14 protein-coding genes and 1 pseudogene are annotated in these 20,306 nt (G+C 70.3%); 7 read left to right on the top strand and 8 right to left on the bottom strand.

What is annotated here, in order from left to right; genetic code table 11:
• The first annotated feature begins 71 nt into the window (after positions 1-71).
• The 6 genes and pseudogenes from D7V97_RS00080 to D7V97_RS00055 form a co-directional block, all read left to right on the top strand.
• Entirely contained in the window at positions 72-1,886 is a 1,815-nt protein-coding gene (locus tag D7V97_RS00080) for a sigma 54-interacting transcriptional regulator (protein WP_233582413.1), read from the top strand.
• A gap of 4 nt (positions 1,887-1,890) precedes the next feature.
• Entirely contained in the window at positions 1,891-5,409 is a 3,519-nt protein-coding gene (locus D7V97_RS00075) for a serine/threonine-protein kinase PknK (RefSeq protein WP_120608511.1), read from the top strand.
• Positions 5,410-5,559: 150 nt separating this feature from the next.
• On the top strand, positions 5,560-6,090 hold the full coding sequence (locus D7V97_RS43970; RefSeq protein WP_147444611.1) for a hypothetical protein: 531 nt from the start codon (positions 5,560-5,562) through the stop codon (positions 6,088-6,090).
• Entirely contained in the window at positions 6,077-7,360 is a 1,284-nt protein-coding gene (locus D7V97_RS00065) for a YcaO-like family protein (protein ID WP_368668851.1), read from the top strand. The genes D7V97_RS43970 and D7V97_RS00065 overlap by 14 nt, the downstream gene beginning before the upstream one ends.
• Complete coding sequence (locus D7V97_RS00060; RefSeq protein WP_120608508.1) at positions 7,357-8,133, top strand: TfuA-like protein; 777 nt, start codon at positions 7,357-7,359, stop codon at positions 8,131-8,133. The genes D7V97_RS00065 and D7V97_RS00060 overlap by 4 nt, the downstream gene beginning before the upstream one ends.
• A 66-nt stretch (positions 8,134-8,199) precedes the next feature.
• A pseudogene (locus D7V97_RS00055) lies at positions 8,200-8,690 on the top strand (IS3 family transposase); the annotation flags it as partial.
• A gap of 59 nt (positions 8,691-8,749) precedes the next feature.
• On the opposite strand, the gene D7V97_RS00050 reads toward D7V97_RS00055, so the two are convergent.
• A complete protein-coding gene (locus D7V97_RS00050) occupies positions 8,750-10,402 on the bottom strand; it encodes an ISL3 family transposase (RefSeq protein ID WP_120608506.1) in 1,653 nt (550 codons plus the stop codon).
• A 190-nt stretch (positions 10,403-10,592) separates the two neighbouring features.
• On the opposite strand from D7V97_RS00050, the gene D7V97_RS00045 reads away from it, so the two are divergent.
• Positions 10,593-10,979, top strand: coding sequence for a methyltransferase (locus D7V97_RS00045; RefSeq protein ID WP_233582411.1), 387 nt, complete (start codon positions 10,593-10,595; stop codon positions 10,977-10,979).
• 76 nt (positions 10,980-11,055) lie between these two features.
• Here the strand turns inward: D7V97_RS00045 and D7V97_RS00040 are convergent, their stop codons facing one another.
• The 7 genes from D7V97_RS00040 to D7V97_RS00005 all read right to left on the bottom strand — a co-directional run bounded on the left by D7V97_RS00040 (position 11,056) and on the right by D7V97_RS00005 (position 20,281).
• The gene (locus D7V97_RS00040; RefSeq protein ID WP_120608505.1) at positions 11,056-12,636 is read right to left on the bottom strand and encodes a hypothetical protein; all 1,581 of its coding nucleotides are present in this window, start codon (positions 12,634-12,636) and stop codon (positions 11,056-11,058) included.
• An 809-nt stretch (positions 12,637-13,445) separates the two neighbouring features.
• Entirely contained in the window at positions 13,446-14,087 is a 642-nt protein-coding gene (locus tag D7V97_RS00030) for a hypothetical protein (protein WP_120608503.1), read from the bottom strand.
• Positions 14,084-14,962: a ribonuclease HII gene (locus D7V97_RS00025; protein WP_120608502.1), complete on the bottom strand. Its 879-nt coding sequence runs from the start codon at positions 14,960-14,962 to the stop codon at positions 14,084-14,086. Before D7V97_RS00025 ends, D7V97_RS00030 begins: the two co-directional genes overlap by 4 nt.
• Positions 14,963-15,250: 288 nt before the next feature.
• Complete coding sequence (locus D7V97_RS00020; RefSeq protein ID WP_233582410.1) at positions 15,251-15,640, bottom strand: carboxypeptidase-like regulatory domain-containing protein; 390 nt, start codon at positions 15,638-15,640, stop codon at positions 15,251-15,253.
• Between the two features lie 67 nt (positions 15,641-15,707).
• Positions 15,708-17,144, bottom strand: coding sequence for a B-box zinc finger protein (locus D7V97_RS00015; protein WP_158623229.1), 1,437 nt, complete (start codon positions 17,142-17,144; stop codon positions 15,708-15,710).
• A 16-nt stretch (positions 17,145-17,160) separates the two neighbouring features.
• The gene (locus tag D7V97_RS00010; RefSeq protein WP_120608499.1) at positions 17,161-18,933 is read right to left on the bottom strand and encodes a M61 family metallopeptidase; all 1,773 of its coding nucleotides are present in this window, start codon (positions 18,931-18,933) and stop codon (positions 17,161-17,163) included.
• 31 nt (positions 18,934-18,964) lie between these two features.
• Positions 18,965-20,281, bottom strand: coding sequence for an RsmB/NOP family class I SAM-dependent RNA methyltransferase (locus tag D7V97_RS00005; protein ID WP_233582422.1), 1,317 nt, complete (start codon positions 20,279-20,281; stop codon positions 18,965-18,967).
• Positions 20,282-20,306 lie beyond the last annotated feature (25 nt).

Below are 20,306 nucleotides of genomic sequence, written 5' to 3'. Positions count from 1 at the left end.
TCCATTTCGACGAGATCTGTGCGGAGGCGGTGTCCCTTGCTGTCGGCCCATTCACGTTAGAATCACGCCCCATGATGCCGGGGACCGACGGAGCGCAGGGGGAGTTGACGGGCACGGAGCCTCTGGCGGAGGTCGCGAGACAGGCCACCGCGCATGCGGGGCTGTCCATCGTTGTCTATCACCAGGGCGGCGCGGAGACAGCGCTCCTCACTCCCGGCCAGCCTGTGATTGTCGGGCGCGCCGAACCCGCGGACCTGCGCGTCCCCGACCGCAAGCTGTCGCGAGAACATGCGCGCTTCACCCTGCTGGAGAATCGCGTCCTCGTGGAGGATCTCGGCTCCCGGAATGGCACCTGGCTCTCCGGCCGGCGCGTGGAGCGCGTGGCGCTGGACATTGGCGGAGAGGTCCTGCTGGGCGAGGTGCTGGCGCGTGTCCATGGGCTGGGGGCTGGCGGCCCGAGGACGGCTGGAGAGGAGAGCTTCCGCCACCAGCTTGACGACGAGGAGGCCCGGGCCCGGCACCTGCGGCGCGGCTTCGCCCTCCTCGCGGTCCGAGCTCCCGACGGCGACGCACCAGGCGACTGGATCGGGTGCGTGCGGGAGCGGCTCCGCCCCGTCGATCAGCTGAGCGCCTTCGGACCGGACCGGCTGCTCGTCCTGCTGCCGGAAGTGGACGCGGCCTCGGCGCTCGGCCTGGCGCGCGCCGTGGCCTCGCCCCTGGGCGTCGCGGGTGGCACCCCTCGCGTGGGCCTCGCCGTCTATCCGGGGGCGGCCAGCACGGTGGAGGAGCTGATTGACCGGGCCTTGCGCTCCCTGGAACGCACCTCCGCGCGGGAGCCGGTGGTCCAGGCTTCCGACGCCTGGTCCGACAGCAGCGCGCCGGAGGTCGGCTCCGCCATCGTCGCGGGCGCGGCGATGCGGGGGCTGCTGGCCACGGCGGCCCGGGTGGCCGGCGCGCGCATCCCGGTCATCCTCCTGGGAGAGACGGGGACAGGCAAGGAGGTGCTGGCCCGCTACATCCACGAGCAGGGTCCCCGGCGGGAGCGGCGCATGGTGCGCGTCAATTGCGGCGCCATTCCCTCCCAGCTCATCGAAAGCACGCTCTTCGGTCACGAAAAGGGCGCCTTCACCGGGGCGCAGCAACAGCACCGGGGCGTCTTCGAGGAAGCGGACAAGGGAAGCGTGTTCCTCGATGAGATCGGGGAGCTGCCGCTCGCGGCGCAGGTGGCCCTGCTGCGCGTGCTGGAGACGGGGAGCTTCTGCCGCGTGGGAGGCACGCGGGAGATCGCCGTCGACGTGCGTGTGATTGCCGCCACCCACCGCGATCTGGAGGCCATGGTGGCGCAGGGCCAGTTCCGTGACGACCTGTACTACCGGCTGAGCACGATGGTGCTGGAGCTGCCCCCGCTGCGCGAGCGGATGGAAGAGGTGGAGCCGCTCGCGCGCCGGTTCCTCTCGCTGGCCAACGAGGCCAATGGCCGGCAGGTGAGGGGACTGAGCCCCGAGGCGCTGGCCCTGTTCAAGGCGCACTCCTGGCCGGGGAACGTGCGCGAGCTGAAGAACGCCCTCGAGCGCGCGGTGGTGGTGGCGACGGGCGAGCTCATCACGGCCGAGGACCTTCCGGCGCGGGTGCGGGCGACCCGTGCGCCGGACGCCCTCCCACCGCGAGCGCAGCGGCCTCCGGAAGACGTCGCACGGCGGGAGGACTCCCCGGGGGCCGAAGCCGAGCTGAAGGCCCAGGTGAAGGACTACGAATCCCAGCTCCTGGAGAAGACGCTGCGCTCGGCCAACTGGAACCGGACGGAGGCGGCCCGCCAGTTGGGGATGCCGGTGAGGACCCTGTCGTACCGGATGAAGGTGCTGGGCCTCAAGAAGCGGGAGGCCTGAAGGCATGCGTGTTCCGCCCGTACTCTCGCCCGAGGCACCGGAGTACCTGGGGCCCTACCGGGTCCTCGGAGTGCTGGGCCAGGGAGGCATGGGCATCGTCTACCGGGGCGAACACGTCGACACCGGGGAGGCCGCCGCGGTCAAGACGGTGCGGGCCACCTCCCGGGCGATGCTCGCCACCATCCGCCGGGAGATCCATGCGCTCAGCCGGGTGCGGCATCCCGGAATCATCCGCGTCGTGGCCCAGGGCGTCGCGGACGGACTTCCCTGGTACGCCATGCCCCTGCTGCCGGGCCCCACCCTGCGCGACTCCGTCTCCCCGCAGTGGTTCGAGCCCACCGCCGGGGTGGGGCTGGGGCCGCTGGAGCGCACGGAGACGATGCCCGCCCTCGCCCCACCGGGCCCGGAGCGCTCCCGAGGGCCTTCGCCGCGCCCTCCCAGCACCGCCGCGTCCTCGGGCTCCGCGCTCCTGCTGTTGCGCCGGCTGTGCGCGCCGCTCGCCTTCCTCCACGGCTGCGGGCTTGTCCACCGCGACCTCAAGCCCGAGAACGTCGTCATCCATGAGGACGGGCGGCCCATCCTGGTGGACCTCGGCATCGCCGCGCTCTCCGGGGGGGCCGAGGGGCGCGAGGAGCTGACCGCGGAGGGCGGGGTGATGGGCACCGTGGCGTACATGGCCCCGGAGCAGATCCGCGGCGAGCTGGTCGACGCGCGCGCGGACCTCTATGCGCTCGGCTGCATCCTCTACGAAGCCGTGACGGGCAGGCCGCCCTTCACCGGCGACCAGGCCCGGTCGGTCCTCCACCAGCACCTGCATGACGCGCCGGTGGCCCCCTCCCGCCGGGCCGGAGGGGTCCCGGAGGCGCTGGACACCCTCATCCTGCGGTTGCTGGAGAAGCGGCCCCAGGACCGGCTGGGCTATGCGGAGGACGTGGCCGCGGTCCTGGGGACGCTGGAGCTCCCGGACGCGCGCGAGGACGGCCCGGCCCCTCGGCCCTACCTGTACCGGCCCGTCTTCTCCGGACGCGAGGAGGCCCTCGCGGTGCTCGCGCGGAGCGTGGAGCGCGTCCACGCGGGCCAGTGGGGAGGGCTGGTGCTCATCCGGGGGGAGAGCGGCGTGGGCAAGACCCGGCTCGCCCTGGAGGTGACCCGGCTGGCCGCGCAGCGGGGGCTGCTGGTGCTCACCGGCCAGTGCGTCGGGCTCGGCGTCGGAGAGGCGGCGGAGCCGGGCCCGTCCACGGCGCCCCTCCACCCGCTGCGGCCCCTGCTGCTCGCGGTGGCGGACCTGGCACGCGCGGGCGGCGAAGCCGAGACCCAGCGGCTGCTGGGCGCCCGGGCCGCGGTGCTCGCGGCCTACGAGCCCGCGCTGGGAGGGCTTGCAGGCCCGGGGGAACCCCCGGCGCCACCGGAGCTGCCCCCCGATGCGGCGCGGGCGCGGGTGATTGATTCCGTGCGGCAGACGCTGTTCGCGCTGGCGGCCTCCACGCCCCTGGTGCTGCTGCTCGACGACCTCCAGTGGATGGACGAGCTGTCGCTCAGCGTGCTGGAGACGCTGGCGGAGGAGCCCCTCGCGCGCCCTCAGGTGCTGGTGGTGGGCACCTATCGCTCCGAGGAGACGCCCCCGGTATTGGAGACGCTGGCGCGCGCCCCGGGCGTCACCGTCATCCCGCTCGGCCGGCTGGATGGCGACAGCGTGGGCAGCATGGTGTCGGGGATGCTGGCCCTGCGAGCCCCGCCAGTGGGCGTGCTCGACGTGCTGGTGCGCCAGTCCGACGGCAACCCGTTCTTCGTCGCGGAGTATCTGCGCGCGGCCATCAGCGAGGGGATGCTCACCCGGGATCCCCGCGGGCGCTGGCACTTCGATGAGCGGGGCACCGCTCCGGACTCGCTGGCGGCGCTCCCCCTTCCACGCACCCTGGCGGAGCTCATCGACCGCCGCCTGTCGCGGCTCGACGGCACGGGACACGCCCTCGTGGCCTGGGGCAGCGTGCTCGGTCGGGAGTTCGACGCGGAGCTGCTGCTGGCGGACACCGGGCACTCCGAAGGCGCCCTGCTGGGAGCGATGGAAGCGCTCCGGGTCCGCAACATCCTCGAGGAGGCCGGGGCCGGGCGGCTCCGGTTCGGCCACGACAAGCTGCGGGAGACCGCGTACGAGCGCATCCCCGTGGCGCGGCGGCGCGCCCTGCACCAGCGCGCCGGGGAGCTGCTCGAGGCGCGGCACGGCGAGGCCGCGGACCTGCTGCCGGTGCTGGCGCATCACTTCGCGCGGGGGGAGGTCCACGACAAGGCCAGTCACTACTTCGTCCAGGCGGCGCGGCGGGCCCGCGCGGCGTACGCGAACGGAGAGGCCATCGCGTTCTATGGGAGCGCCCTCACGGAGGGACAGGCCCTGCTCGCGTCAGGGGACGACCCGGGGAGGCACGACGCCCTGGGCGCACTGCAGGAGGAACTGGGAGACGTGCTCGCGCTCGCCGGGCGTCAGGCGGAGGCGCGCGCGGCCTATCAGCAGGCGCTCATGCGCGCATCGGGAGCGTCGCTCGGACGTGCCCGGCTCCTGCGCAAGGAGGGCAAGACCCGGGAGACCCACCACCAGCACGACGAGGCCCTGGCGTCCTACGCCGCCGCGGAGCGGGCGCTCGAAGCGTCCCAGGAGGGCCGCGCCGAGGGCTGGTGGCATGAGTGGCTCCAGCTCCAGGTGGACCGGGTCTCCGTCCACTACTTCGCCGCCCGGCAGGAGGAGATGGAGGACCTGGTGCGGCGCGTACAGCCCGTGGTGGAGCAACGGGGCGCCCCGGTCCAGCGCGCCAGCTTCTTCCAGGCGCTCGTGCAGAAGAACCTGCGGGCGGAGCGCTACCGCACCTCTTCCGAGACGGTGGAGCATGCGCGAGCGAGCCTGCGGGCGCGCGAGGAGGTGGGCGAACCCGGCGCCATCGCCTCCGCGCGGTTCGCCCTGGGCGCGGTGCTGCTGTGGCACGACGCCTTCGGCGAGGCCCTGGACGTCCTGACGGAGGCGCTCCGCGCGGCCGAGCGCACGGGAGACCTGCCCATCCAGGCCCGGTGTCTCACCTACCTGGCGATGCTCCACCGCCGACGCCGGATGCCGGAGCCCACCCGTCAGTGGTCGAATCAGGGCCTCGAGGTCGCCACCTCCGCGCGGATGGCGGACTACGCCGGCGCGGCGCAAGCCAACCTCGCGTGGGTGGCGCTGCGGCGCGGCGACCTCGGGCATGCCGAGCGGCAGGGCCTGGCGGCGTTGGACGCCTGGAAGCCGCTGTCCCTCGTCTACCCCTTCCAGTGGACGGCGCTGCTCCCGCTGGCGTGCATTGAACAGCGGAGGGGCCGGCATGCCGAGGCGGTGGCGCGGCTCCATGCGGCGCTGGATCCAAAGCAGCAGCGCCTCCCCGACGCGCTTGGCGCCTGCTTCGCGCGGTGCGTGGAGACCCTGGAGCACGGCCCCACGGCCCACCTGGGCGACCTGCTCCAGCGCGCGCTCACAGAGGCGGAGCGAGAGGGCTTCCTGTAGCGGTCCGCGGCGCCGGCAAGAAGTTGCCGGAGCGCAAGAAGTTGCCGGGAAGCGTGGCACCTTCTTGCCCCGTTGCCCCGCGCCTCCTACGGCACGCCCTGGCATGGGCACTGCAATCCGTCCCCGGAAACCGCTGCCCGAGGACACGCCATGGCTCTATCCGTGGATTACCCGTACCCCGCCCTGAGACAGAATGCGTTGTTCGCCATCAAGGTGACCGGGGCCAAAGGCCCCATCACTGCGACGCCGAAAGACCCCTCGACCCTGAGTGTCACGACTGGACCGACGAGCCCGGACGGCGCTTGCACCCTCCAACTGAAAGTGCTCGCGGATGTCAGTAAACCCGAGGTTTACATCTACACCATCAAAGACAAGGCTAGTGGCGCCAGCCTGAACGCGCATGTCGTCGGCATGCCAGCGCCCAGCTCCAATCGCGTGCTGGTCTTCTTCTTCGGTGTTGATGGCAACATGTATCTGCTCAGCCACAATAAGTGCGCGGACCCCGTCGTGACGATCCTTCACGAATATCCGGGTCCAGACAAGCCGACGCCCATCAGCAAGCACAAGAATGAGGTGGACCAAAATCCTCCCCTCCTGATCGATCGTCTCCCCAATGAAGCTGCGTACGTCACCTGCTACCTGCTGGACCTCCAGTCGCTGCAGCGGGATGATGACAAATGAGCACCTTGTGACGATCCAAACATGCCGCAGCGAGGATCCCGAAACGCCCTCGGCGAAACACCACCGTCACGGGACGCATCGACAGACATCTCCGGAAGCGACCGTGGAGCGGGTGCGGCCGTTGCTGCCCCTGATGGGGATCACCCGCGTCGCGGACGTCACCGGGCTCGACACGCTCGGCATTCCCGTGGTGATGGTGTGCCGGCCCCGTGCCCGCTCGCTGTCCGTATCGCAGGGCAAGGGGCTGACGCTCGCCGCCGCTCGGGCGTCGGGCCTGATGGAGTCGGTGGAGCATTTCCATGCGGAGCACATCACCCTACCGCTCAAGCTGGGGACGGTGAACGAGCTGCGCTTCGGACACCACCTGGCCGCCATCGACCTGATGGCCCGGCACGCCGCGACGGAGCTCCATGACAACCTCCGGCTCTTCTGGGTGGCGGGCGCGGACCTCGCCGCGGGCGGCACGCCCACCTGGGTGCCCTTCGAGCTGGTGCACACCGACTTCTCGCTGCCCATCCTCGCGGGCAGCGGCGCGTTCCTGATGACCTCGAGCGGACTGGCCTCGGGCAACCACCGCCTGGAGGCGGTCAGCCACGCCGTGTGCGAGCTGGTGGAGCGCGACGCCGTCACGCTCTGGCGCCTCGCGGGGAAGGCCCACCAGGACAGCCGGCGCGTCGACCTCTCCACCGTGGAGGACCCGGGCTGCCGCGAAGTGCTCGACCGGTACGAGCGCGCGGGCGCCACGGTCTTCGTCTGGGAGGTGACCTCGGACGTCGGCATCGCGGCCTTCGCATGCACGCTCGTGGACCGCGAGCCGGACCCCTACCGTCCCATTGGCCCCATGGGAGGCTTTGGCTGCCACCCGTCGCGGGGCATCGCGCTGCTGCGCGCGCTCACCGAGGCGGCGCAGAGCCGGCTGACCCTCATCACCGGGGCCCGTGACGACGTGCGCTTCGGGATGGGCAGCCTGGAGGAGGACCTGGAGGCCGCGCGCCGGTGTCTGGCGACGCAAGGGGCCGTCCCCGCGCGGCGCAGCTTCCTCCAGGCGCCCGACCACGCGAGCGACACCTTCGACGAGGACGTGAGCTGGGAGGTGGAGCAGCTGCGCGCCAGGGGGCTCACCCAGGTCATCGCCGTGGACCTGACCCGGCACGAGCTGGGCATCCCCGTCGTCCGGGTGGTGATTCCGGGGCTGGAGCCCCTCCATGACATTCCCGGCTACGTGCCGGGGGCCCGCGCGCGCGCGTGTCTGCGGGAGGCCCCTCCATGAAGCTCTTCGTCTTCACCGGCCCGACCCTCTCCGCCGACGAGGGCCGCACCCTGTTGGATGCCGTCTTCCTGCCTCCCGCGGCGCAGGGAGACGTCTACCTCGCGGCGCGCGAGAAGCCCGTGGCCATTGGCATCATCGATGGCTACTTCGAGCGGGTGCCTTCCGTGTCGCACAAGGAGGTCCTCTGGGCGCTGTCCCAGGGCATCCACGTCTTCGGCGCCTCCAGCATGGGCGCCCTGCGCGCCGCGGAGCTGGCGCCCTTCGGAATGGAGGGCGTGGGCACCGTCTACGACGACTACCGGAGCGGCAGGGTGGAGGCGGATGACGAGGTGGCCGTCACCCATGGAGCCGCCGAGGACGGCTTCCGCGCCACGAGCGAAGCGATGGTCAACATCAGGGCCACGCTGCACGCCGCCGAGCGGGCCGAGGTCATCTCGCCAGGCAGCCGCGCCATCCTGGAGCGTCTGGCGAAGTCCCTGTTCTATCCGGACCGGCGCTACCCCACCGTCCTCTCACTCGCGAAGGCCGAGGGGATGGCCTCCGCGGAGGTGGAGGCCCTGCGTGCCTTCCTGCCCACGGGTCGGGTGAACCCGAAGCGCCAGGATGCGCTCTCAATGCTCCGGGTCCTGCGGGAGCGGACCGCCCAGGGACTGGAACCCAAGCGGGTGCGCTGGCATTTCGAGCGCACGGATGCGTGGGAGTACATCCGCGCGAACGCGGAGCGGCGCGCTCAGGGTCCAGGGACGGAAGGCCTGGCTGCCGTCCGCGGCTGAGCAGGCTCGGGATTGAACTCCTCATGGCCCCCACGCGTCCAATATGCAGTGCAGGAGCTGAAGTGGGAGTCAGTGGGTGTCTCCCGCTCCGGCTACTACGCCTGGGCGAAGCGGCCCGAGTCGCAGCGTCAAAAGAGCGACCGTGAGCTTTCCGTGGAGGTCGGGGCAATCCACCAGGAGAGCCGCGGCACCTACGGCAGCCCTCGCGTCCGTGTGGAACTGCGCGCACGAGGCCGGAGCGTCTCTGAAAAGTGCGTCGCCCGCCTCATGCGGCAAGAGGGTCTGGCGGCACGCAGGAGACGCCCCTTCGTGCGGACCACCGATAGCAAGCACGCCCATCCGGTCGCTCCCAACGTGGTGGCCAACGCTGTAGTGGAGAGCGTCTTCAGCAGCTTGAAGATGGAACTCGTCCACACGCGCAGTTTCCGGACGCACGACGAGGCGAAGCTCGCGCTGTTCGAATATATCGAGGTGTTCTACAATCGCAGCGCCGTCACTCCTCACTCGGCTACATCAGTCCCACCGAGCGCGAGCGAACGGCTGAGGCGCAGAGGTAGGCAGCGTAGTCAACCTGTCCACCGAAGCGGCTCTCCCGCACTTCGTGTGGACCGTAGGCTCAGACGGTGAGCAACACTCGACGACGCAGCAGGTCGAAGTTGGCGCGGCCATACATCTGACGCTTGAGGAGCTTGAGCTTCGTGATTTGGCCTTCGGCCTGGGCGTTGCTCCAGGGAGAGGTCAGGGCGGACCGGACGGCATCGCCGTCCTGTTTGAGGCCCTCCGCAAAGGTCTCTACCGCGCGTACCCCGCACCCGCGAGCCTTGTCCAGCCACGCTTCGAAGGGTCGACAGGACCTCGTCGGCCTTGCTCTCTGTGAAACGCCCCGCGAGCGAACGAGTTCACAGAACCGCCGGGTCAATGCAACGACACGCGACGCTTCCTCGTCCTGCCCGATGCGCGCCAACGTCGCGGTCTCCGTGGAGTTCAACTCGGAGGGCTTCTTCACGCACAGCCATGCCAGTTGCTTCGGCGAGGGGAGCGCATCGGGGCGCGTGCCCTTCGCCCACCAGTTGCCGCCGGGATAGCTGCGCGCCCCTGAGCGAGGCCGAACGGTCCGTCGCATCTGGAGCCAACGGTGGACCTGCCGCGAGGTGCCACGAAAGCCTTGGGCGCGAATCTCCCTCCAGAGTTCACAGGCGTTCTCACACCCCGCGGATTGTCGCCGCGTCAGGTACTCCAGATAGGGGTTGAGGATGCTCCGTCCGGGCACGCGCGCCGCGCGCTCGGGGAAAGCTTCCGCGGCGGCATATTTGCGCACGGTCCCTCGGGCCAGCCCCAGCGTGCGACTGATTCTCAGCAAGGGTTCCCCCTCCAGGTGACGATGCCGGACGGCTTCGTATGCAGCGACACGCTGGGAGCGACTCTCCTCTTGAGCGCGAGCTTCGGCGTGAGTTCGCGAGAAGCTGGTGTGACGGCGTGCTGGCGGAGCGTCCTCGCTCGACACAGCTGGCAGTGCTCGAAGTCGAGGGTGCGCTCCGGTCAGCCAGCGTTCCACCATCTGCCGTCCATTCTGCAGCAAGTGCCAACGGTCCGCCACCTGCTGCGCCTCTGGAGCGCCCAGTACCGCCGCTCTTGCGTACTCTGTCGAGCGGTCTCTAGCGATGACTTCCACGCCGGGATGATGGCGCAGCCAGGTGCTCACCGCGGGAGTCGAGCGGTCTGGCAATACGTCTCGGACGCAGTGCGCTTCCAAGTCGACGAGGATGGAGCCGTAAGTGCGTCCCTTCCGCAACGCCCAGTCGTCGATGCCCAGGACGCGAGCGGGGCTGGGAGGAGGCAGCGGAGCGCGGCGAATTAGCCGCAGGAGGGTGTCGGGACTGGTAGGCATGGCCAGTGGATTGAGCAGCTTGGCTCCAGCCTCTGCTCCCGCTGTGATTGCAACGGAGCACTGCGCGGTGGCCAGCCGCCGTGTCCGCTGAGCCCGAGCGGCCAGCAGGCGCACCGGCCGCTCAGCGAACGTACGACGAGCGCATTCCGGGTTTCGGCAGCAGAAGCGCCGCACGCGAAGTTCGAGTTGCACAACGCGTCCTGCGGCGGGCAGGTCCGCCGGGCGTCGGACATAGCTGCCATGCACCGCAGTACTGGGCGTCTGGCAGGAGGGACATCGTGCTCCCGTGCCCTCCATGCGCACCCCGAGGACAACACCCGCCGAGCTACCGGGGGTCACTCGGTCCACCCGACATCCAGGAAGTGGGTACAGCGTTTCCATTCCCAGGGTGTATTCGCCCCGCTGGCAGCTTGCCGCGTCTGCCTACTCCCCCGAGGGGAACCACACGAAGTGCGGGAGAGCCACCAAAGCGGGTGACGCTCAATCTGGAGAAGGCAAAGCTGCGCGTGTACCTGAATTTTCTTGCCCAAACTCAATCGAAAGATTGAGCCATCGACAAGCCTTCCAGACAATGCCTTCGAGCGCGGACACGTATGTCCTCAAGCGCATCTTCCACGACTGGAGTGATGCGGTGTGCGTGGACATCCTGCGCCACTGCCGCCACGCGATGGCCGGGGGCGGCCGGGTGCTGGTGGTGGACACCGTGATTCCGCTCGGCGGCGCGCCGCATGGGGGCAAGGTGCTCGACGTGATGATGCTGGCGTCGCGGCCCGGCCGCGGGCGCACCGAGGAGGACCTCCGCAAGCTGAACTTGCCCCAGGGATTCTCCAGGAGCTTCGTCGCAGTGAAGTCGTTCCTGGCCCTGGGCAGCATCGTCGGCAGCTTCAGCTTCTTCAGGTCCGCCGCGAGCTTCGCGTCGCTCACCTCGGAGGAGAATTCGAACCTGAAGGAAAGCTGAAGCGGACGAACCCGCCAGCGGGACACGGCGCCGGTGACGGCAACACCGGCACCGCGAGGAGCATCTCCGGGGGCGCCTACCTCCCCGAGGCTGGCGAATCCACCGAGGCGGCCACGACGAAGGACGTCGCGTCGAGCACCGACACCGGGTAGGTCATCGTCGGCGCGGACAGGGTGAGCGTGAAGGAGGTGGCCGACTGCTGCTGCAGGATCCAGGACTGCGCCGAGCTCTCGCTGGCGCTGGCGATCGGGATGATGCCGAACAGCGAGACATCCGCCGCCACCTTCTGGGAGAAGCTCTGCTGGAACTGGGAGAAGTTCCCACTGTTGAAGGTGATCTGCATCGTGGGGAACTGGCTGACCACCAGCGACTGGAGCTGTCCGAAGTTGCCGCCGTTCTCGATGGGATCCAGGTCGAACGCGGGCTCGGTGATGAAGCTGAAGCCCGTGGGCGCGCTGCCCGGCGTCCGCTTGTTCAGGTTCCAGTTGCGGTAGGCCTGCTGAAGCACCTGCTGGTAGAACCAGCCGGTCAGCGCCGAGCCGTTCCACGCGTTCGGCGTGAACTTGACCAGGGTCGCGCCAGGGTACTTGATGGACACGGTGTAGCTGGAGCCAGCGCCGCTGAGGCTTGCGAGATCGTAGTTCATGGAGCCCGACGCACTCACCTGGATGAGCGACCCCACCGAGAAGCCCCCCTGCGCTCCGATGCTCACCTGGTACTGCCCCTGGCTCACGAGGCTGGCTGACAGGGTGAGCGTGGGCGCCGACGCCTGCGGATCGCTCAGCGCATTCTGGAGCGCCTGGACGGACGGCACCACCGCGTAGCCCGGCACGAGGCCCGGCTCTACCGTCCCCGCGTTGTTCAGGGCCATGCCACCGTTGCTCGCACTCGGAGCCTTGGTGTTCCGGGTGAGCGAAGTCAGGATCGAATTGTTGTACGTCAGCTCGGACGTGTACTGGAGGTTGGAGCCCATCACGCTGAAGTAGTCCGTCGCGGCGCTGATGACGGAGTCACCGCCCGCCGGCATCTTGATGAGCAGGCTGGGCAGATCGTCGGCATTGGCCATCTGCGTAGAGGTGAGCGCCAGCGCGGCCTGGCCGGTGCCCCCCGTCCAGACCAGCCCCATCATGTAGTCGATCACGTAGTTGATCTTGTTCACGGGCTGGCTGGCGGCAGGCCAGCCGAGCGCCGTCTGCGCCGCCGCCATCTGGTCCTGGGTGATGGTATTGAACTGGCTCTGGTACACGCTCACCACCGCCAACTGCTGCTGCGCCGCGACCAGCTGGGCCTTGTTGTACGCTGACTGGTCCGCCGAGGAGAGCACGTACCGGATGCCCGCCAGCAGTTGAAGCCAGGCGCTGTTGAAGGGGTTGTTGGTGTTGGCCTGGACCGTGCCCGGGCTCGGTGCCTCGAAGCACGGATTGATGAAGTTGTAGGTCGCGGCGTTGAAGTTGCCGTTGATGTCCAGGTAGTTGTAGTTGAAGTACCACGCGTTCTGGACGGCGCTGAGGTTGTCGGGCAGTTGGGGCATGCTGCTGCGCAGCTGGGCGATGAGGGCCTGCATGTAGCCCTCCGCGACGGTGCCCTTGTCGGCTCCGAGCGACTTCAAGAGGCTGACCGCCTGGATGGATGGGACCGCCGCCGTCTGGGTCTTCATGGTGTGAATCCTCGCGTCTGGGTTGAGGACGGGCTTGAGCGCCACCGGGCACGCGCCGGCTGTCCTTGCGCTGAGACAAGAGCAAGCCGCGCGCCAGCCCCGAGCTGCGCCTATTGGTTCAATGCTCTTCCTCCACCGCTGCAGCGGCGCCGCTACTTCCGGGGCAAGCACTTGTGGGACTCGGAGCACAGGGACCCGGCAAGTTCTTGCCGAGAGGCCTGGCCCGGCAGCTACGGGCCTGCAACTTCTTGCCGGAACACCAGGAGCCTGCAGTGCCCTGCTCCTCCGCGCTCGTAGGGAGCGGGGTTGGCGTCCCGGGGGTGTGGACGCCTGCGGGTGCGCGGCAGGTTGGGAGTGGCCACCGAACCGGCGGCGGTCTCAAGCGGTGAACGCGCCACTCGGGTGCTCACCATGGCACCCTGCTCGACGGGAGGCACTGGGTGCGAGGCCGAGGGAAAGCAGCAAGGCTGACGGGGGAGGACAGGCTGGAGATTCGGCGGCGTGTCATCGGGACGAGGTGGATCAGGGCCTGGCCCGGCGCTGGAGCCCCCAGCAGATTGCCGCCAGACTGCGCTCGGATTTTCCCGAGCAGCCCCACATGCGTGTCTCCTTGCTCGCCCTGGCCGCCGCGGCCACGCTGCTCCTGCTTGGCAGCAGCAGAAGCGTGTCGGGGCGGGTGGACATGGCGAAGGGCTTGAGAAGCCTGACCCGCACTTAGCACCCGCTGTCGTGCGGACGGCTCATTCAAGATGGCTGGGTTTCTTGGATGGACGCGGCGGGAATCGAACCCGCCGCCGTGAAGACACCGCTCAGCGCACGGCGGCGCGCTGCAAATGGATCATCGCCTCATCCAGCAGCGCGGCCACGCCCCGCCGCACCACGTGCACCACCTTGTGGTGATGCGCCGGCGGGCCGTGCGTGTAATGGCCAGACACCTTGTGATGCAATTCCGTGGCGCCCCACACCAGCACCAGGTCCGCCCATTCCAAGTCGCTCTTCGCGCGGTCCGACGTGCGCCGCTCGGTGCCGTCCACCATGCGCAGCTGGATGTGATTGCCCAGCTTTGCTTCCAATTCCTCACGCACCGCGGGCGACCCGCCCACCACCACCACTCGGTGGACGTTCAGGTTGCGGCACATCTCCAGGAACGCCACCTCCGCTCTCCGGTTGGCGGACCCTCCGCACCGGGCGCAGTGGCTCCGGGGTTCCACCCGTAAAGGCTCACGACCGCTCGCTGTCGCCACCTGGAAGCAGGCAGGGTCGGCGCACACCTGGAAGAAGCGCTCGGTCAGCACCTCGGCGGCGCGCATCAGCTTGGGCTCGCTCATGCGCGCCTTGCCCGGCCGCGTGAGCCCTGCCTCTTCCAGCACGCCCCGCGCCCGTACGCGCGCGTCCCTCAGCGTGACGCCCCGCTCCGCCAACCACCCGTCGATGTCCCGGTCCGCGCTCATCGCTTCGCCATGGGAGTGGGAGTAGCGGCGAACAACTCCGCCTGCATCGGAACCGGCGCAGAGGGCTGCCCCAGACCGAGCGCCTCGCGCACCGGTCCGAAGCTCCGTCGGTGGATGGGCAGCACCCCCAGGGCCTGGATCGCCGCCACGTGCTGCGCGGTGGGGTAGCCCTTGTGGGCTGCCAGGCCGTAGCCCGGATAGCGCGCGTCCAGCTCCGTCATCAGCCGGTCCCGCGTCGTCTTCGCCAGCACGGACGCCGCCGCGATGCTCAATGACAGCGAGTCACCCTTGATGATGCCCCGCTGCGGCGCCGCGCACTGCGGGATGGTGCGCGCGTCCACCAGCACGTAGTCCGGCGTCAGCCCCAGCCCCTCCACCGCGCGGCGCATCGCCAGCAGGCCCGCGTGGTAGATGTTGAGCTGATCAATCTCCTCCACCTCCGCCTGGCCCACCGCCCACGCCACCACGTCGCGCTTGAGGGCCTCCGCCAGGGCCTCGCGCTTGTCCGGGTCCAGAATCTTCTTCGAGTCGTCCAGCCCCCGGAGCCGGTAGCCCCGCGGCAGGATGGCCGCCGCCGCGACGACGGGGCCCGCGAGCGGCGCCATGCCCGCCTCGTCTACTCCCGCGACCTTGAGCAGCCCCTGCTCCCACAGCTCCGTCTCGAACTTGAGCAGGTGCCGCAGCCGCTGGCCCTCCGCCCGGTTCTTCTCCTGGCGGGAGCGCAGCTTCTTCGCGAGCCCCTGCGCGCCCTGGCGGGGGTCTGCGTCCAGCGCCTCCAGCATCCCCTGGGGGACGGGATGGGCCTGGGCGACGAAGCGCTCCGTCAGCTCGGAGACCGAGCATCGGAGCAGCGTTTCCACACTGTCTGCTGGCATGGGGGACCTTCGGTAATGCCTACCTGGCGGGTAGCGCGGATGCACGGCTTACTGGAGCGGGGGAACACCAGTGCCGCGACAACACATCCGAAAGCCCGTCGTCAGGCCCACCGAGCGGGCGACCTGGCGCAAGGAATGCCTGACCGGAGCGGAGGCGCGCATGCAGGTTTGACGCATGGCGCAATCCGTACCGCACGCAGGCGGGTCAATACAACCATGCGACGGGCTGGGACGGCGGATTTCCCGTCGTCGGAGCCGAAGGGAGCCCGTTCGGGCCTGTCTTCGAGGTCAGTCCTTCAGCTCGAGGGTGAGGGTCCCGGGAACGGGCGTGCAGTGGCACGCATCACACGTCCACTCCACGTGCTGCGCGAGAGAGACGTGCGAGCCCGCGGTGGCCATCACTCGGATGGCGCTGGGCGCGAGCGTTTCGTTGATGGCCGTGGTGACGCCCCGGTCATCCGTGACGCCGGTGATGCTGACGTTGCTCTCCAGGTTCGTGGCCGTCACGGTGGCGCCCTGGATGTGCGCCCCATCCGAGGACAGCACCTCCACGCGCAACGACACCGGCTCCGCGCACGAGTCCTCGTGGCGATTGGCGCTTGGCGCTTCGTCACAGCCCGTCACCAGCACGCTCGCGAGGAGCCCCAACCATCCATACGTCCGCAGCTGCTTTCCCATCCCCACGCCCCCGACCCATCCCATGCGCGCAATGTGGTACCGGAGGACGGGGGCGGCAATGCTTGTGTCACGCAGCGGGCTTCACCCGCGCGTGGGCAAAACGTGCGGCCTCCGTGTCCGGATACCGGTGCAGGATGTACCGGTAGATTTCCTCCGCGCGCACCGCGTTTCCCATCTTCTCCCCCTGCACGCGCGCCAGGAGCACCAGGGCGCGGGGCGCGAGCGGATCCTCGGGCGCCACGTCCGCCGCGGCTTCCAGCGCGAGGACCGACAGTGGGAAATCTCCTTCCACTGCCGCGGCTTGCCCAATGAACAGATGGTGCGCGGGTGAAAGCTTCATGCGGGGCAGAACGCGAAGGATGCCGTACAGCGCGATCGCCCGGGCCACGTCGCGCGCCTCCACCGCCGCCGTGAACGCGGCCAGCTGTTCGGCCGGGGAGTCGTCCCCGGTGCTCGGTGCTTCGTCGGTGGCGGCAACAGGCCCGGTGGGCGCGGCTTCGCGCAGCGCCTGCGGGCCCCGCTCCGGACGCGCGTCACCCAGCACGGGCACCAGGACGTCGCGCGCGGGCAGGTAGCCCAGCGCATCCCCGTGCACGTACAGCACGAGCCCCAGCAGGTTCGCGGCGGCGAAGGGTACGAGGCAGGTGAGCGCCTCCGCGATCCACCGCGACACGAAGAAGATTCCGAAGTCGAGCACCACCTCCGCGCGCTGGTGCATCCCCCCGTGGAGCAGGGCCAGCAGCGTGAACACGCCCATCACGATGCCCGCGTCACGCCCCAGCGCCCGGATGCACCGGAGCGCGTTGCGGGGATGCAGCGCGGAGAGGAGCGGCTGCTCCGCGGCGGCCAGCAGCCACGCCCACGGCAGCCACAGGAAGCCTCCGAGCGCGAGCCCCCAGGTGAGCGGATCCTCCAGCGCGGCCGGTGACAGCAGGGCCTCCAGCGGGGCGCCGATGAGCTTGAGCACGGCGCGCTCGGACGGTGCGAGCAGGGACAGGGCGCGGACGGACGCGGGCAGGAAGACGCCCACCGTGACGGCCAGGCCCCGCAGCCCGGGCCGGAGCGTGTCCCGGACGATGTCGGTGAAGCCGGGCAGCTCCGGATCCGCATCGCCCCGGGCCGCGCCCCGCACGAGCGCGAAGAGGGCGGACCAGAAGACGCCCAGCGCGAGCGTCAGCGGCAACACCTGGAACAGGCGGATGCCCACCGCGAGCGAGCGCAGCACGGCCAGCATCAGGCTGACGGCGACGAGCGTCTGCAGGCCCGGGACGGTGAGGGGGAAGCGCAGGGCCCCCGGCAGCCGCTCCATGAAGTCCTGGTGCGAGCGGCGGCGCAGCAGCACGTTCGCCGTTCCCTGGCAGTGCCCGCAGGCGAAGTACTCCACCGGGCCCATGCGCCGCGTCTCCACGCACGCGGGGCAGAGCAGGGACTCGCACTGTTCACACCGCCAGCCGGCGGCGACGGTGGGATGGGACGGGCAGCGGTCGGAAGCGGGTGCGACCATGGGGCCGCGAAGCCTACTACGCCGGGCCCGGGGTCTCGTCCCACGGGGCGCCGAGCCACGCCTGGAACGCGGCCTTCTGCGCGTCGGTGGGGCGCTCCACGCGCTGGAGCCACACGGCATCCGCGGGCTTCTGTCCCAGCACCACCGGCACCTCCACCAGCCGGTCGCGGCGGAACAGCGTCACCTTCACCGTGTCGCCCGGGCGCTTGTCCTCGCACCGCGCGATGAGCCCCGCGCCGTCCACGCGCCAGCCGTCCAGCGCCACCACGTCGTCCTCCGGATAGAGGCCGGCCTCCAGCGCGGGGGTGCCCTCCGGGACGGTGGCGAGCGTCGCGGCGCCCCGCAGGGTGACGCCCAGCCAGCCCTTCGGCTTGGGCTCGCTCTTGAGGCGCGGCGGCGTGCCGCCCTTGTCGTTGGGGGCCTCGCGCACGCGGAAGGACACCTCCAGCCCCACGTGCTCGAAGACGCTGTAGTCCAGGTCCCCGGTGGAGCGCACCGCGCGGTCGAAGAAGGGCGTCAGGTCCACACCGGCCACTTCGCTCGCGGCCTTCTCCACGCCATCCTCGGGCACGCCGGAGCCGTCGCCATGGCGTTGCCACAGCAACCGCATGGCGTCATCCAGGCACCTCGCGTCGCGGGTGGCGCGGCGGACCTCCAGGTCCAGCAGCGCGCAGACGACCTCGCCCTTCAGGTAGTAGGAGACGGCGCTGTTGGGCGAGTGTTCGTCGGGGCGGTAGTGCTTCACCCAGCTGACGAGCGACGCCTCGGTGAGCGTCTGCACGCGGCGGCCCGGGGTGGAGTGCAGCAGGCTGAACGTCTCCCCCAGGCGGGCCAGGTAACGCGACGCGGACATCAGGCCCGCGCGGCGCACGAAGAGGTTGTCGTAGTAGGCGGTGCCGCCCTCGAAGGCCCACAGCAGCGTGGTGTAGTTCTCCTGCGAGTAGTCGAACGGCACCAGCGCGCGCGGCTTCACGCGCTTGATGTTCCACAGGTGGAAGTACTCGTGCGCCACCAGCGTGAGGAAGTCCTCCCAGCCCCGGTACGTGGACAGGGACAGGCGCGGGAAGAGCAGCGCGGTGGAGGCCTGGTGCTCCAGGCCGCCCCGGCCCTTGTCGGTGAGGTAGACGAGGAACAGGTAGCGCTTCAGCGGCAGGCCGTCATACATGCGCGCCTGGGCCTCGCAGACGCGCTGCATGTCCGCGCACAGCCGCTCCGCGTCCGGCACGCTGTCGCCCCAGACCACCACCTCGTGCGGCACACCCGCGACCGTGAAGGTGAGCGGCGTGTGCGGGCCGACCTCGAAGGGGCTGTCCACCAGCGTGTCGTAGTCCTGCGCGTGGAACGTGCTGCCTTCGGCGTCCAGCGCACAGAACGTGCGCCAGTCCGGGGGCGCGTCCACGGTGACGTGGTGGGGCAGGGCGCGTGTGGCTTCCGTGTAGAGGAACACGGTGGCGCCGTTGAAGTAGCCGTGGCTGCCGTCCAGGTGGCTGGTGCGCACGGTGAGCTCGTTCGCGTAGACGCGGTAGCGCAGCGTGACGGCCTGCCCCCTCGCGTCCACGCGCCAGGTGCGCTTGTCCACGCGGCGCACCGGCAGGGGCCGGCCTTCGCCGTCGGTGGCGGTGAGGTCCTGCACCTGGCGGGCGTACTCGCGCACCAGGTAGCTGCCCGGCGTCCACACCGGCATCACCGCGTCGAGCGTGTCGGGCCCGGCGGGGAAGGTGGCCTCCACCTCGAACAGGTGCGCATGCGGGCGGGGCATGGCGACGCGGTAGTGGACGGCTGGCGACATGGCCGGGGTGCCTTTCGGGGGGAGTGCGGGGCTACTTCGCGCGGACGAGCACGGCGCCGAAGAAGCCGTCGGTGCCGTGGGTGTGCGGGGCCAGCCGCAGGAACGGGCCGGAGCTCACCTTCGCGCCCAGCTCGGCGCCGAGGACTTCGGCCACGGGGCGCACGGTGAACTCGGGGTGCTGGGACAGGAAGTCCTCCACCACCTCCTCGTTCTCCTCGCGCAGCACGCTGCACGTTCCGTAGATGAGCCGGCCGCCGGGCTTCACCAGCGTGGCGAAGCGCGCGAGCAGGGCCTTCTGCCGCGCCACGTGCTCCGCCAGGGACTCCGGCGTGAGGCGGTAGCGGGCGTCCGGCTTGCGGCGGAAGGTGCCGGTGCCGCTGCACGGCGCGTCCACGAGCACGCGGTCCGCCAGGCCCTTGAGGGGCGCGAGCGCGGCCTCCGCCTCCGGCCCTTCCGGGGGGATGATCTGCGTGCGCACGTTGTGCACGCCGGCGCGGCGCGCGCGCTTGCGCAGGTCCTCCATGCGGCCCTCGTCCACGTCGAGCGCGTGCAGGTCGCCGCGGTTCTTCATCTGCGCGGCCAGCTGGAGCGTCTTGCCGCCCGCGCCCGCGCACGCGTCCACGACGCGGGTGGGCGGCGCGTCCACGAGCATGCCGAGCAGCTGGCTGCCCTCGTCCTGGATTTCGAGCCAGCCGTCCTTGAAGTTCTGGAGCGAGAAGATGTTGAGCCGCGTCTCCATCACGATGCCGAAGGGAGACAGGGCGGTGGGCTTCGTGGACTCCACGTCCTCCGCGGCGAGCCGCTCCTGGAGCTGGGCGCGGTCACCCTTGAGCGCGTTGACGCGGGCGAAGAGGGGGGCGCGCTCGTTCATCGCCTCGGCGGCGCGGCTGGCGTCCTTGCCGAAGACGGCGCGGAACTTCTCCGCGAGGAAGTCCGGCAGCGATGCGGCGATGGGGAAGCGCTTGGAGTCGGGCAGGGCGTCCAGCTCCGCGGCGGCGTCCGGGAGGCGGTCGAGCACGGTGATGTCCGGGCCGCTGAGGCCGCAGGTGCGCGCGACGTAGTTGGGGTCCTCGCCGTGGAGGATGCGCGACGTGGCGAGCCGCATGACGTCCTGGCGGGTGCCGTCGAGCGTCTCGAAGTTGCGGTGCGAGTGCTCCAGGAGGTAGTCCACGGTGCGCTGGCGGCGCAGGAGCGCGTAGACGCGTTCCGCCACGGCGCGGCGTTCGGTGGAGTAGAGGAGTGTCTTGCGGCGCAGGACGAACTCCAGCGCGCGGTCGGACAGGCGGCCCTCGCGGCGCACGCCGCCGTAGGCCTCCAGACACGCCTGGAGGACCAGGTCCTCGCGCAGGGGGCGGTTCGGGTTGGGGCGGGCG

Source organism: Corallococcus sp. CA053C, from assembly GCF_003611675.1.
In the GTDB taxonomy this organism is placed as follows: Bacteria; Myxococcota; Myxococcia; order Myxococcales; family Myxococcaceae; genus Corallococcus.
This window is presented reverse-complemented; position numbering and strand designations above follow the sequence as displayed.

What these genes read in the sequence shown, in the direction of transcription:
- D7V97_RS00065 (WP_368668851.1), top strand. Translation starts at nt 6,077, where the DNA reads ATGATGACAAATGAGCACCTTGTGACGATCCAAACATGCCGCAGCGAG.
- D7V97_RS00010 (WP_120608499.1), bottom strand. Translation starts at nt 18,933, where the DNA reads ATGTCGCCAGCCGTCCACTACCGCGTCGCCATGCCCCGCCCGCATGCG.
- D7V97_RS00075 (WP_120608511.1), top strand. Translation starts at nt 1,891, where the DNA reads ATGCGTGTTCCGCCCGTACTCTCGCCCGAGGCACCGGAGTACCTGGGG.
- D7V97_RS00050 (WP_120608506.1), bottom strand. Translation starts at nt 10,402, where the DNA reads ATGGAAACGCTGTACCCACTTCCTGGATGTCGGGTGGACCGAGTGACC.
- D7V97_RS00015 (WP_158623229.1), bottom strand. Translation starts at nt 17,144, where the DNA reads ATGGTCGCACCCGCTTCCGACCGCTGCCCGTCCCATCCCACCGTCGCC.
- D7V97_RS00030 (WP_120608503.1), bottom strand. Translation starts at nt 14,087, where the DNA reads ATGAGCGCGGACCGGGACATCGACGGGTGGTTGGCGGAGCGGGGCGTC.
- D7V97_RS00080 (WP_233582413.1), top strand. Translation starts at nt 72, where the DNA reads ATGATGCCGGGGACCGACGGAGCGCAGGGGGAGTTGACGGGCACGGAG.
- D7V97_RS00045 (WP_233582411.1), top strand. Translation starts at nt 10,593, where the DNA reads ATGCCTTCGAGCGCGGACACGTATGTCCTCAAGCGCATCTTCCACGAC.
- D7V97_RS00040 (WP_120608505.1), bottom strand. Translation starts at nt 12,636, where the DNA reads ATGAAGACCCAGACGGCGGCGGTCCCATCCATCCAGGCGGTCAGCCTC.
- D7V97_RS00020 (WP_233582410.1), bottom strand. Translation starts at nt 15,640, where the DNA reads ATGGGAAAGCAGCTGCGGACGTATGGATGGTTGGGGCTCCTCGCGAGC.
- D7V97_RS00060 (WP_120608508.1), top strand. Translation starts at nt 7,357, where the DNA reads ATGAAGCTCTTCGTCTTCACCGGCCCGACCCTCTCCGCCGACGAGGGC.
- D7V97_RS43970 (WP_147444611.1), top strand. Translation starts at nt 5,560, where the DNA reads ATGGCTCTATCCGTGGATTACCCGTACCCCGCCCTGAGACAGAATGCG.
- D7V97_RS00025 (WP_120608502.1), bottom strand. Translation starts at nt 14,962, where the DNA reads ATGCCAGCAGACAGTGTGGAAACGCTGCTCCGATGCTCGGTCTCCGAG.